The sequence below is a fragment of the Methanosarcina sediminis genome, assembly GCF_052056915.1.
Taxonomy (GTDB): domain Archaea; phylum Halobacteriota; class Methanosarcinia; order Methanosarcinales; family Methanosarcinaceae; genus MTP4.
The window spans coordinates 725,816-738,978 of the sequence record NZ_CP195119.1; the positions used below are offsets into that span (position 1 = coordinate 725,816).

The 13,163-nt window shown below is 45.7% G+C and carries 14 protein-coding genes; 3 read left to right on the forward strand and 11 right to left on the reverse strand.

What is annotated here, in order from left to right; translation table 11 throughout:
- Positions 1-574 precede the first annotated feature (574 nt).
- Entirely contained in the window at positions 575-973 is a 399-nt protein-coding gene (locus ACSAZK_RS03015) for a DUF1699 family protein (RefSeq protein WP_440955941.1), read from the forward strand.
- Positions 974-1,951: 978 nt separating this feature from the next.
- Here ACSAZK_RS03015 and ACSAZK_RS03020 read toward each other — a convergent pair.
- From ACSAZK_RS03020 to ACSAZK_RS03070, 11 genes are all read right to left on the reverse strand, one after another.
- Positions 1,952-2,089, reverse strand: coding sequence for a DNA-directed RNA polymerase subunit P (locus ACSAZK_RS03020; RefSeq protein ID WP_082090591.1), 138 nt, complete (start codon positions 2,087-2,089; stop codon positions 1,952-1,954).
- Between the two features lie 28 nt (positions 2,090-2,117).
- Positions 2,118-2,402: a 50S ribosomal protein L37ae gene (locus ACSAZK_RS03025; protein WP_440955942.1), complete on the reverse strand. Its 285-nt coding sequence runs from the start codon at positions 2,400-2,402 to the stop codon at positions 2,118-2,120.
- Between the two features lie 164 nt (positions 2,403-2,566).
- Positions 2,567-3,367 carry an exosome complex protein Rrp42 gene (gene rrp42, locus ACSAZK_RS03030; RefSeq protein WP_440955943.1) on the reverse strand — a complete coding sequence of 267 codons (801 nt, stop codon included), beginning with the start codon at positions 3,365-3,367 and terminating at the stop codon, positions 2,567-2,569.
- Positions 3,351-4,751, reverse strand: a complete 1,401-nt coding sequence (gene rrp41 / locus ACSAZK_RS03035) for an exosome complex exonuclease Rrp41 (RefSeq protein ID WP_440955944.1) — start codon at positions 4,749-4,751, stop codon at positions 3,351-3,353. Before rrp41 ends, rrp42 begins: the two co-directional genes overlap by 17 nt.
- A gap of 89 nt (positions 4,752-4,840) precedes the next feature.
- Positions 4,841-5,638 carry an exosome complex RNA-binding protein Rrp4 gene (gene rrp4, locus ACSAZK_RS03040; RefSeq protein ID WP_440955945.1) on the reverse strand — a complete coding sequence of 266 codons (798 nt, stop codon included), beginning with the start codon at positions 5,636-5,638 and terminating at the stop codon, positions 4,841-4,843.
- An 11-nt stretch (positions 5,639-5,649) separates the two neighbouring features.
- Positions 5,650-6,342 carry a ribosome assembly factor SBDS gene (locus tag ACSAZK_RS03045; protein ID WP_440955946.1) on the reverse strand — a complete coding sequence of 231 codons (693 nt, stop codon included), beginning with the start codon at positions 6,340-6,342 and terminating at the stop codon, positions 5,650-5,652.
- Positions 6,343-6,420: 78 nt separating this feature from the next.
- Positions 6,421-7,170, reverse strand: a complete 750-nt coding sequence (psmA, locus tag ACSAZK_RS03050; protein ID WP_440955947.1) for an archaeal proteasome endopeptidase complex subunit alpha — start codon at positions 7,168-7,170, stop codon at positions 6,421-6,423.
- Positions 7,171-8,078: 908 nt separating this feature from the next.
- Complete coding sequence (locus tag ACSAZK_RS03055; protein WP_440955948.1) at positions 8,079-8,450, reverse strand: Rpp14/Pop5 family protein; 372 nt, start codon at positions 8,448-8,450, stop codon at positions 8,079-8,081.
- The gene (rnp3, locus tag ACSAZK_RS03060; RefSeq protein WP_440955949.1) at positions 8,447-9,166 is read right to left on the reverse strand and encodes a ribonuclease P protein component 3; all 720 of its coding nucleotides are present in this window, start codon (positions 9,164-9,166) and stop codon (positions 8,447-8,449) included. Before rnp3 ends, ACSAZK_RS03055 begins: the two co-directional genes overlap by 4 nt.
- Positions 9,159-9,602 carry an RNA-binding protein gene (locus ACSAZK_RS03065; protein ID WP_440955950.1) on the reverse strand — a complete coding sequence of 148 codons (444 nt, stop codon included), beginning with the start codon at positions 9,600-9,602 and terminating at the stop codon, positions 9,159-9,161. Before ACSAZK_RS03065 ends, rnp3 begins: the two co-directional genes overlap by 8 nt.
- The gene (locus ACSAZK_RS03070) at positions 9,599-10,186 is read right to left on the reverse strand and encodes a 50S ribosomal protein L15e (protein ID WP_440955951.1); all 588 of its coding nucleotides are present in this window, start codon (positions 10,184-10,186) and stop codon (positions 9,599-9,601) included. Before ACSAZK_RS03070 ends, ACSAZK_RS03065 begins: the two co-directional genes overlap by 4 nt.
- 473 nt (positions 10,187-10,659) lie before the next feature.
- On the opposite strand from ACSAZK_RS03070, the gene ACSAZK_RS03075 reads away from it, so the two are divergent.
- Entirely contained in the window at positions 10,660-12,516 is a 1,857-nt protein-coding gene (locus ACSAZK_RS03075; RefSeq protein WP_440955952.1) for a DUF2207 domain-containing protein, read from the forward strand.
- 93 nt (positions 12,517-12,609) lie between these two features.
- The gene (locus tag ACSAZK_RS03080; RefSeq protein ID WP_440955953.1) at positions 12,610-13,116 is read left to right on the forward strand and encodes a LemA family protein; all 507 of its coding nucleotides are present in this window, start codon (positions 12,610-12,612) and stop codon (positions 13,114-13,116) included.
- Positions 13,117-13,163 lie beyond the last annotated feature (47 nt).

Sequence of the window (13,163 nt, forward strand, 5' to 3'; positions counted from 1 at the left end):
AGGATATGCCTCAGGCGATTCTGAACGTGTAATGTCTAACGGCTTTGTGTAAAAAGATTCTTGCCCTGATTTTTTACACAAAGCCGAAGCTCTGAAAAAAATATTTGCGTTCTCACCCAGGAAAACCTGGAAGCCTCGAACGGTGTTCAACGGAGTTTTTTGTAGGAAAGATTCAAGGTGTTGAATTCGGCGCATGGTTGTGCTTGTGTTGATTTTATGTTTGTCCCTAATACCCAATGTTCATTCTTCGATGTGTGGAAATGCTTGTTGTGGAGGCGATGAGATGAGAACGCAATGTGTACTACGACCCCCCATTATTTAATACTTTTGATTGAAAAATTAACACGTATTATTACTTATAAGTTATTTATTACTGCTATGTTCCAATGAATCATCACTCCGGCGGATCGATCCATTGTGGGGGCCTCGTTGTGTAAGATATCAAAAGCCTATACGCCGGGGGTTCGGGGGAATTCTTATTTTTGAATTTTATAAAAAATATTCTGGGGTAAAATATTTATTATAAGTAAATTAACTGTAACAACGGAAAAAAAATATACAAGTGGGGACTTAAATGAAGATACGTGTAGTTAGTTCCAGAGAAGAGATTTTTACGCTTGATCCTAATGAAAGAGTGGTTCACCTGGCGTTTCGCCCCTCGAACATGGATGTTTTTGCGCTGGTTGAGGCCTGCCCGAAAGTTGAGGTGATTCAGCTTCCTGAATCTTACCGTCAGAAGGTTTCAAAGGCGATCGAAATGTACCTGGAAATCCAGAGAATCCAGCTCATGGAAGGGGATGTATGGGGTCACAGGAAAGACATCTACGAATACTACATCATCCCGATTTCCGTTATTAAAGATCTAAAGAAATTAGAACTGGAAGGCGCACCCTCAGAGGAGATAGAAAAGATTGTGAAGGAAAACAAACTGACCCCGGAAATGATTACGTATATGCTTTCCAGGGATACATAGCCTGAGTTTGGGGGAGTACGGCACAACATTATTTATAAAGATGAGTGATTACTAATAGGCCATTTTTATAGATCCGACTCCGAGCTCTAAGGCATTCCATGGTACCTTTTCAGATACACTTTCCTGATCAAATGAAACTGGTCCACCTCCGTTCTACTCTATAAATTGTATTTAGCAAACTTAATAATTATATCGTAAAGTTTTTTTCAGAAAAGAGCCACAAATAATTTATAGAAAAGTATGTGATTGAGAGGATAAAGGGTTTCCTCTCAATCCGAAGGGGTTAAATCATTTCGGACGACTGTTTTTTATTTATCCCGTTTTTCCAAGTTTTAGAAACTTGTAATTCGCCATAGGTGTGAAAGAATAAAAGTTTTTCTTAATGTACCCGAATGAAAATATTTTTAAACGTAGACAAATAATGCATAAGGCAGTTTAAAATTTTCGATAAAAGACATTGGAAAGAAAAAAGTTATAGAAAAGTAAGGATCGAGAGGATAAAAGGGTTTATCTATCAATCGTTGGGGTTAAATCTAATTGGGAACGTTCGTTTTTCCGTTTTTAAAATTCCCTCTCAGCCCTAGGTGTTGGACCATCGTAAGAGGAATTCCGTTTTTCCGTTTTTCTGTATTTCCCAATGTATTAGCTCCATCTGATAATATTTATAATATATATAATTTTATGACACTATAAATATCTCATTTTTTATAAATAGAGATTACATATAATTTTCTGCTTTTAATCCGTTTTGAGATGATTTTCAGTTGTAAATTTTGAAATACAGAGTTGCAACTTGCATACTGCTGTGATCTGGTGGCCAGGCTGAAAATAGAGATGGATATGTACTGTCCTGATCGCAGACATCTGTTTTTTGTCAAGGCTATGCCTTAAAATGAAAAGAGAAGGGCTTACATCAATAGAAACCCTTCATGCTATCGACTACTCCGTACTCGTCAGCCAGAGTAATGAACATAGTTCTTACTCAGCTTTTATCTGCTTTATAGTAGTCGGACGCTCCTTCACCAGGATTCTGTGTCCGCAGTACGGGCAGCGTATGCCTGTGTACTCGTAATCGATTTCCACTTTCTGTTTACATCGAGTGCACTTGTAACCCATACAACCTCACATACCGGTTAATCCGGAATTATTTTGCCTCAAGGGTGTTCTTCATGGTGCGCAGAAGGTTCTGGCCAACACTGGTGGAGGGGATGTAAGTTCCGCCAGCGAAGGTATGTCCGCACTTGCTACACTTCCAGATACCTGTACCGATCCTCTTTACGGTCGGCCGGGCACACTTTACACATACGTGGGGTGCGCGCATGCGTTCTTCGAGATCTGCAACCAGCTTCCTGTCTTTTCTCCCATACCTTGTCCCGAATCTACCTGCAGATCTGCTGACTCGTCCTCGTCTAGTATACTTTTTTGCCATCGTTATAAACTCCTTGAACTGTAAAACCTGAAATGTAACACTTTTAGGTCCAAAGGGACTGGCCTAAGTTTAATAGCTTAAACTTAGACCGTAATACAGGCATGTAATATTTATATTTAATTAATCCTGCCCGATGAATACTGCCCAATGAATCCTGCCTGACTTTAGTCCTTCCTTTCAAGGCCTACCAGGAATTCTTCCCGGATTTCTTCAGCCTTTTTGCGTGCCAGCTCAATTGCTTCGAGCAACTCGTCCTCGGTGAGAGAGGCAGAACCGATCTTCTGCATGCCGTTAACCGACCCGTCCGAGCTGGACACTACTGTCAGCTTTGTTTCACAGACAGCTTCCTCGTCCCTGCCGGGGTCCACCATAAGCTTCCCTCCGATCTTGGCAATGGTTACACCCACCGGCATTTCCTTCATTGCCAGAGGTGCGTCTTCTCCAACGCCCGCCATCTCGTTCGGGACCATAGTGGTCATGAGGGCTCCAATGGCAGCGAGGCAGGATGCGTCAATGAGATTCCCTTCATCATTCAGGACATGAATGTCGATAAAGGCTATCCATACGGATTCGCCTTCCGTTATGCAAAGCTTATTTATATCAATTGCGCCTGATTCCCTGATTCCCCTGTCCACTACACGGGCCATCTCGATTGCTTCTTCCCTGGGGGGTCCGGGCTCAAAGCTCGGGGAAGCTATGGGATTCAGTTCCAGGTTTGTAATAATCACACCTTCGTCCCGAGAATCAGCGAAAGGAGTTCCGGTCTGGAGCTTTACACCCACAAGGACCTGGGTTTTCCCGAGGGTCACTTTCGCAGAACCTTCGGCTTTTGCAATAACGTTTGTTTCAAGCTTGATGTCCCTGAAATCTTCGAACCCACGCCCGTCCAGACGCTTGCCCTTAACCATGAGATTGTAAATGTAATCTCTCTTGAGAGTAGGAATAACATCACTCATCGTTTTCACCTCCGTTCCCTGCTTCAGGATCAAGAGGGTCCTTGACAACCTTCCAGGGCCCCTCGGACTTTTCTTCCTCTTCGGCCTCTTCTTCAGCGTCCTCTTCAAGCTCTTCTGCCGGAATTTCGTCTTCCTCTTCTTCAACCTCTCCCTCAGCTTCGAGCTCTTCCTCAGTCTCTTCTTCGGTTTCGGCCTCGAATTCTTCTTCCTCAGATTCTTCCTCGGATTCCTCTTCAGCTTCGGCTTCTTCCTCAGATTCTTCTTCGGATTCCTCTTCAGCTTCGGCTTCTTCTTCAGCTTCCTCTTCGGATTCCTCGGTTTCTTCCTCAGATTCCTCTTCAGCTTCGACTTCTTCCTCAGATTCCTCTTCAGCTTCGGCTTCTTCCTCAAATTCCTCTTCAGCTTCGGCTTCTTCCTCAGATTCTTCTTCGGATTCCTCGGTTTCTTCCTCAGACTCCTCTTCGGATTCCTCGGCTTCTTCCTCAGATTCCTCTTCAGCTTCGGCTTCTTCCTCAGATTCCTCGGATTCCTCTTCCTCGGATTCGGAAATTACTTCATCAGCCTCTGCTGCCTCTTCAACTTCGGTTGTGCCCGCGTATTTGGCGGCCACTTCAGAGATTTCGGCTTCTGCAGCTTCAACGGCTTCCTCTTCCTCAAGCTCTTCGGCTTCCTCTGCTTCCGGAAACTCGAACTTTGTCCTGAGGGCAGCCTGCTGGAGTGCAAAGATCTGGCTGCAGCCTTTCTTCACAAGTTCCAGACCCTTCTTAATTTCATCCTGGGTGAGGTGCCCGTCCATCTGGACCAGGGTAATTTCCCCATCTTGAGTCAGGGCCACCGGGAAATCAGCATCTCCGTAGTTATCCTCATCTTTGCTGAGGTCAAGAACGACCTGACCGTCTACCTTTCCAAAAGCACAGGAAGTCACAAGCCCCTTCATGGGAATGCCAGCATCGGCAAGAGCAACAGATGAAGCATTGATTGCAGCGGTCCTTGTCCCCGCATCTGCCTGGAGGACTTCAACAAAGATATCAATAGCCGCTTTCGGGTACAGTTCACTCATGATCACAGGCTCGAAGGCATCCCTGGAAACCTTTGAGATTTCAATGCTCCGCCTGCTGTGCCCGGGGCGGGCGCGGTCTTCAACGGAAAAAGCAGCCATATTGTATCTGTAGCGGATAACTGCAGAGTCTGGACGCTGCATTCGACGGGGGTGTGCTTCTCTGGGGCCGTATACGCCTACCAGGATCTTGTTCCTGCCCCATTCAAGATAACAGGAACCATCGGCTCTTGAAAGTACGCCGACTTCTATCTTCATGGGCCTGATCTCATCCATACGCCTCCCGTCAAGGCGCAGCCCGTCATCAGTAATTAATTTTTCAGGTTTACCGCTCATACTTTAATCTCCAAACATCCTAAAACAAAATTCTTCTAAACACCGAATTTCCTGGAAATATTCCTTTCAGGTCCAAACCAGTCCGGATCTCAAGCTTTCGGGTCCAGCAACACATCGATTTTTCTGTATGTTTCCTCAGAATGACCTTCTTCAGAAGGTTCTTCTTTTGTGCCGGTCACTTTTTTCTTTTCGCTTTTAAAAAATGCCGCAGGCTTTGGCTGCTTTTGCATTTCCAGCTCATTTTTCAAAAAGCCGTAGACACGATCTGTCAATCCGGAACGCCGGGCTTCAACTTGAATCAGCTGAAGGGCCTTTTTCAAAAGCTCCATATCCTCATCTTTTCCGTCGATCCATATTCTTCCGTTCTGACCAACGAAAATATTACAGTTCGTCTCTTTCTTCAGCATTGAGATCATGGAGCCTCCGTGACCTATTACACGGGGGACTTTCATAGGCTCAACTTCAACAATCTGGCCTGTCCTGAGCTTTTGAAGGCTTGAATCCCGCAGGGCAAGTTCGACTTTCTTGGAATCGTCCACGTCTTTAACCCTGAGGATTGCGGCATCGCCGATATTCAGGATTGAAGGCATATCTGCGGACTCGACTCTTCGCGGATACTCGGATACATGGAACATCCCATCGTAGGGAGCAGCAATATCCATAAACCAGTTGGAGGGGGTAACCGTAACAACGATCCCTATAACCATATCATTGGGGGAGGGCATATAGGTACCCGCAAACGGGATCACTCCAACCTTATCCTCTCTGCTGCTTTCAATACCACACAACGAAGAATAAACCTTACCGTTCTTGACATATGTCCCGTGTCCTGCATTTTTAGCATTGTCGGACAACAGGTCACCAGGGATCACTATCTTTTTTACCATCCAACGTCCTCTTATAAAAGTTTAGTTTGAGCCTCTCCCTTAGTGAGATGATTTAAAAGAGAATAAAAATCATTCTGGATTCCTGCCGGAATCCTGACCACTGCAACCCAGGAGCCGTCATTCTGCCATTCTTCCTTCAAAATACTTCCGCTCCTGGAAATATCTCCGTAAGCCTTGGGAGCATACTCGGGAGGAATTTTTACAGCTACATTGACTTCTTCAAAGCGTATGGGGATCAGAGGCCTGATGGCTTTCATGGTAATGTTTACCAGCTGGTCCACACTTTTTAAGGGATCTATATGCACCTTTGCTTCTTCCATTGCCCTTTCGATACGGGCAGGAGGATGCGGTGCTCTTGTCTGGGGATTTATTGCATTCCTGGAAATGGTGTAGATGACTTTTTTCCTTTTTTCTTCAAGAATGTGCTTTCTCTGCTCTGCGGTTAGCTGAAGCTCTCCGTTTTTCAGAATCAGGGACGCAATCTCAAAGGGGTCGCTTGTCTCAAAAGCATTAATAATATCGGATTCAGCTGCCCGATCTCCTCTGTTCGCATCTTCGAAGATGGTCTCGACTGCAAGGACATCTTCCAGTTTTACTTCCTCGCCCCGCTTGAAGGCCAGGGCTCCTTCAGGTTCGACCAGAACCTCAAAATGCTTGCTTCCTCGCTTGAGCCGTGCAGTCACTGCTTCATCCAGGGACACCATTTTGAATACCTTCCCGAAAATTTAAAATAGAGAATCAGATTTTCTCTGATTACTCATTCTCGAAATGTTATATAGGTTTTATTCTTCACTCTCGGATCCGCTGTACTTCTCAAGAATCTGCTGGACATAGTTTCCCACTTCTTCAGGCACGAGCTTCCTGAACTGTTTGTCTTCCAGGGTCACCACGCCAACTTCAAGAGTGCTGGCATCGAACTTGCCCTCGGCGGCTTTATAGAGAGCATCCATTCCCAGGAGAATTGCAGCATCAATATCCATGTCTTCCTTGTAATCCGCCTCGAAGACTTCAACAACCGCATTTCTACCTGCCCCGATGGCCGTTGCCTTGTACTCCAGAAGAGCCCCGCTGGGGTCTGTCTCAAAGAGCCTGGGCTTGCTGTCATCCACTCCTGCGATAAGGAGAGCAGTCCCGTAAGGGCGTACCCCTCCGTACTGGGTATAGGTCTGCTTGTGGTCGCAGATCTTCTTGGAGATAACCTCCACACCTATGAGTTCGTCATAAGAGACCCGGTTTACCTGGGCTTCTACCCTTGCCCTGTCAACCAGGGAGCGGGCATCTGCCACCAGGCCTGACGTAGCAGCCCCAATATGGTCATCTATCTGAAAAATCTTTTCAATTGATTCGGCTTCTACCAGCCTGCTCGTTATTCGCTTGTCAACCAGCAACACTACCCCATTGGCTGCCTTGATTCCTACGGCCGTAGTTCCCCTTTTAACTGCCTCACGGGCATATTCTACCTGGAAAAGTCGTCCGTCAGGGCTGAAAACAGTGATTGCCCTGTCATAACCCATCTGTGGTGCCATCTGCATATTCCGTATCTCCTTGTTAAATTTCTTATAAACGCATATCGCTTCAAGCTTTCCCGACCCCATGCCGGGATTTCTTTCTCTTCAAGGGATCTCAGATCCGCAGATCGTCAGGAAAACGCCCGGGGCTGAAAAAGCATTTCCAGCCAGCGGACGAAAAACCTGTACGAAATTTCAAGAGTTTTGAAAGCTGTAAGCTTCAGGTCCGGGCATCCTGGAAAGGATACCGATTTCTCATACCTTATACGGTTTTATTGATATACAGTCTTTTTTCAAGCCTTTTTCCGGGACATCTTGCCCTTACAGGCTTATTTAACGAAGCCAGAGGAAATTACCCCCACTAAAGGGAATTCAAAGGCATTTACGCCCTGCAAGGTATTTTTTCCAAGCGAAATCTGGATTCGCATCTTTGAAAGACCTTTCAGCATGGCTGAAGGCCCGGATACAACGTTAACTAATCCGTTAATAAAGTGTATTTACTCAGTTATAATGCTTGTGAAAGACCGGAGCTTTTCCGGCCCTCAATGTCTGAATTTTTACACCTGTTGTATCAATCAATATATAATCATTTGTCCCTCTAATACCCATTCATCATATTATATGTTAGAGAGCTGTACGTTAAGGGTGTTAGGGAGATATAAGCTAGCGTATTGGAGAGCTATAAGCTAGTGTATTGGGGAGATATAAGCCAGTGTATTGGAGAGCTATAAATTAAAAGCTTTAAACAGCTTTAATCACCCATTACACCACACATATCGCTCAAAAGCATTAATAACCGGGATTTATTTTGAGAATTACTCATAAATAATCCAGCATCCATTGTTTATCCTTCAACAACTTTTCAGTTATTCTTCAATAGCCAATCAGTAATTCTTCAACAACCTTTCAGCTATTCTTCGAGAACTTTTAGGTTATTCTTCAATAGCCTTCAGGTTGGGTTCGAAGACCACGTAATCATTCAGGTACTTTTCCGTTGCCCCTTTTATCGTGCCGGAAACCCCCAGCACATGCAAGGTTGCACGCAACCGGTTTACCCGGGTAATGGCGGCAAGGGCAGCTCTTGTTTCCGTTACCTTCGAATGGGAGCATTGTATGATTCCTCTCCCTGCTTCAAAGCCGAGCACATGGATATCACATTCGCTCGCAAGGACATCTCCCAGCAGGGCTGAAGCTGATGAAAAGACTTCCCGGACCAGTTCGCCTCTGTTTACCGGTTCTTCGGAAAACAGTTCAAAGGCAAGGTAGCGTTTCTTCGAACGGAGCGAGGGCATCAGGTGTTTCAAAGGAAATCAACCTCCTCAACTACTTCCACACCCGCCCGGACATTCCCCGGGGAGGGACGGTTTCTCGCAAGGATCCTTTCCGGCACCGTGCTCAGGGCATCAACAGCCTCGCTTTCCTCCAACCCGAAAAGTTCTGCCAGGGCCAGCAGCTCCCTGGGGGAGCGCAGGTCATAACAGGACATGGCATCGCTTGAAAGGACAAGCTGGACGTCGTATTTCCGGGCAAGGTCAAGGTTAGCCCTGAGGTCCGTTAGCAAGCGGATGCGCCTTGAACCCCTGGAATGGAGAAGGGGCCTCATGTTCAGCCCGATAGCCACGTCATTATCGGCTGCGGCTTTTGCAAGGACCTGGTTAATCCCGCTGCTCTTATCAAAAGAAGGGTGGTTCAGGATATCTACACTGGAGTTCTCAACAGCGGCCCGGTTTACCTTTTCGGACCCACCGTGCACGATAAGGACGTCCGCATTCTTCCTGAATTTGCCTACCAGCCCGTGTAGTTTCGAGGGATTCTCTTCTACAAGCTCAATGCCCCGGAAAATTTCAAAACCTTCCAGGGAAGGCAGGGCAGGTTTCTTTTGAGGAAGTTTGTCGGAATGGTTTGTAAGCGCAAAACCGGCATACCCGAAATGCCGGGCAAGAGAAGCGAGTTCCTCGACACTATTATCCCCGTCAGGAACGGCGTGTACGCAGAAATCGTAAAATTTCAGCTTACCCAAACAATTCCTCCACAATAGCCCCGGCTTTTTCCCGGCTCTTCGGATAGGTTGCAATCTTGACTTTTGCGGTGACCGCATCCGAGGAATCCGTCAGCCGGACCTGCTGGAGATAGGCCGCCTGCTTGTCAAAGCGAAGATGGAATAACTGAGAATCGTCCAGCCTTTCAGGCATCTCCTCCCTGAGCCGTTCCACGTCCGCTTCGGGAAGGTTTTCCCGGACAAAACGGGCAAAGCCCAGGCATTCGGCCTTTTTTTTAAGCTGTACGCTGATGATAGTGATAGGATTTCCGTGGTGCCCTTCAGCCGAGAGCTCTTCAATCAGCTCGCATCGGTCCCGGACCCCGGCCCCGGATAAAAAAAAATCCAGAGCCTCGCGGACTCTGGATGTGTCTTCGGTTGCATGAGCGAGCACACGCAACGTTATGTGGTGAATCACTTTCCTCGACTCTGGTGCGAACGGATGCTCGGCCTGGTCTTTTCAGTACCCTTGCCGCGCTTGCCAAGGCCTCTGCCCTTCCGCCCGGCACTGGTCTTACCTCTGGTTGCCCTGCCACTTGAAGCTTCACAGACCCAGTTAAGGTTCTTGTCGCTCTTGATTACAGGGTGGTAGGGGTCTACAAGGATGACTTCGTACCACTTTTGCTTTCCGTCTTCTCCTACCCAGTAGGAGTTCAGGACTTCCAGATTCGGGAACTTGCGGTCAGCACGGGCTTCAGCGATCCTCTGGATGCTCATGCCTCCGGTGATCTTGTTCTTACCCATCCTCTGGGTCCTTCTCCCGCGTATGTACCTGGACTTTCTGAGCCCACCGCGGCGCACTTTTACCCTTGCGACTACAATGCCCTGCTTGGCTTTGTATCCGAGGGAGCGTGCCCTGTCGATTCTGGTAGGCCTTTCGATCCTGGTAACGGATCCCTGCTTTCTCCAGACCTGCATGCGTTCCCAGCGGAGGTCATTTACGTAAGTCTCACCGGGTTTTTTCCATGCATCAGCTACATATTTGTAAAAAGATTTAGACAATTTTATAACACCAAGTTTCACTTCTTGTTTCACGGTTCAGCCCGGGTCTCGAGCCACATTCCTACGGGAGCTAATCCCGAAAATGAAACATGCGTTAGAACTGAATCATTTGATTTAAAGCTTTGCCCCTGCACAGGCCATTAAAAAAGAATTACATTAAACTCGTTCGACTACCTACCTGCCCGCCCCCGGCTTCCGAGAAAAGGAACTCTGCTTCAGAGCTTGAAGCTTTGAATTTTTTGCATCAAGCATAAAACAACATCCATATATAGTATAGCTCAAAATAACTCCAAAAATTAAATTATTATGAGGGCACATTTATCTGACTTTTTATTCTTAGGTGATTTCATACCTAATCCGATTTCATAATAATCTGACAGAATAACCGCATAATGCCCATCCAGTTATGAACTGAGGTATTGTGAGGATTCCGGAAATTCAGGACTCAAAAATAATAAGGGGTTGGAGGAATTTTGTCCCATATTTCAAATGACCCTGTTGCACCTGCCAGCAAAGCAGATATTAATTCCAGAGCATTGAAAGCAGTTATTATTTTGCTAGCCGTCCTTCTTCTTGTACCCTCGGCAAGTGCAAGGAACTACGCACTGGAAGAAGCCGAAGTGAATATAACTGTTGATCCAGACGGCATCGTCCACGTTGAAGAATCGATTTCTTACGTATTTGAAGGAAACTACAGTGAAATTTATAGAAATATCAGAGTGATGCCTGGGGGATCTATCCGGAATATCGAGGGATCTTTTAAAGGTGAAGCATGTGATTTCAGTGTAAAAACAATTCCGGAAGGATACGAACTGAGAGGCAAGCTTCCAGACCCCACCCCGGAAAAAGTGACCTTTTTAGTTTCCTACGACCACTGTGGTGCGGTCAAGGTCCACAGGGACGTTTCCGAATTCCATTACAAATTGTGGGGGGATGAATGGGAAAAACCCCTTGGAAGCTTAAAAGGAAGCATTAAGTTCCCTGTGGAAAACGAGAATGAACTCCAGTACTGGATTCATCCTGACGGCTATACACAGGAAGAAAATGTGAAAAATAATGTCATCAATGTAAGGACAAAAAGGCTTCCCCCCAATAGATGGTATGAAATCAGAGCGGTTTTTCCAAGGATTGCGTCTCCTAATTCCAGCCTGGTCATAGTAGATGATGAAAAAACCCTTTCAAAAATAACCTTTATTGAGGATGTATATGAAAAGAAAATCTGGATCATAGGGAAATTTTATAGATTGACAGTTGTATTTGCGTTGCTGACCCTGATATTTCCTTTTGCAATCTATTTCAGGTATGGAAGAGAGTCAAAAATAGATTACCAGGCGATATATGAGAGAGAACCGCCTACCGATTCCAAACCTGCCATTGTCAATGCCATCATGTTTTGGAACATAGGCTTTCCTACAATGCATGGGTTTACTGCTACGGTTATGGACCTTGCTAACCTCGGTTATATTTCTCTTCGTACGGCAAAATCCGAAGAAAAAGGAACACTGGAGCTATCAAAACATAAAGTTGAAGACATCCTGATTGAACTTAGCAACCATGACACCAATCCTCCCAGCAAAGAAACTCAGGGGGATCTGCCCGAACTGGAAGATTTCGAAAGAGATGTCCTCAATTTATTAAAGGATCATGCTTCGGGAACCACGGTTTCCTGGAATAGAATGAAAAAAGATCTTGGAAAAGGCAAGGATTTCTACCATTTTGTGCATGCCTGGAATGAAAAAGTTAAGAGGCACATCATAGTTGATGAATTCTTCCAATCCAGAGGAAACACTTACATTGGGAAATTTGGGAAATACACTTTAATAGCTGCAATTGTTTTCTCTATTGTAAGAGCTCTATTTTTCCCTCTAGGCACATTTCCCCTGGCACTAATTATACAAATTCTGCTTGTTTTAATCGGAGCTTTCGGGTTTTTTATGCTAATTTTCATCAACATATTCAAAAAGGTCATGGGACGCTGGACACCGGAAGGCAAGCTCTATTATATGCGCTGGAAAAACTTCAGAAAATATCTTATTGATTTTTCTGCTCTCAAAGAGCACCCTCCGGAATCAATCAAGCTCTGGGACTCTTATCTGGTCTATGCTACCGCCATGGGAATCGCAGAGCTGGTCCTTAAAAACATGTCTCTGATCGTTCCTTCCGAACAGCTAAACGATAGTTGTTTCGATTCCCTGCACGATAATTATTCCCAGTTTGGTTCCGGTTTAGAAAGCGCCTATTCGTCATCCAACCCGTCTTCAGATGGAAGCGGAGGAGGAGCAGGAGGAGTAGGCGATGGCTCCGGAGGAGGCGGTGGCGGTGCCGATTAAAGTAATCCGGCTAAGAAGGGCAATCCGGTTAAGAAGGCGGTGATCTATCTGCTAATAGAAATTCTGGCAATAGCAACAGCAGCAATTTTTGTTTTGCTTTTTATTATAATGTACAATGAGCTTATAAAACAGCGGAACAGGGTAGAAAATGCCTGGGCTCAGATAGAAGTCCAGTTGAAAAAGCGCCATGACCTTATCCCCAACCTCTTAGAAACGGTTAAAGGGTATGCAAAACACGAAAAGACTATTTTCGAAAATGTTACGAAAGCCAGAGCTGCAGTCATGTCCGCAGACAGCGTAAATGAAACGGCAGAAGCTTCCAGTTACCTTTCCTCCACCTTAAAGCCCCTGTTTGCAGTTGCCGAAAACTACCCAGAACTGAAAGCCAGCCAGAACTTTATTCAGCTCCAGCAAGACCTCATAGAAACCGAAACCAAAATTGTCTATGCGAGACAATTTTATAATGATACGGTAATGAAATATAATATCAGTATTCAGACAATCCCGAAAAATATTGTTGCATCTTTGATGGGATTCAGGAAAAAAGACTTACTTGAAATCCCGCAAGCTGAAAGGGAAGTCCCGAAGATTGAGTTTTGAGAAGGTTGAGCCTTGAGAAGGTTGAGCCTTGAGAAGGTTGAGTTTTG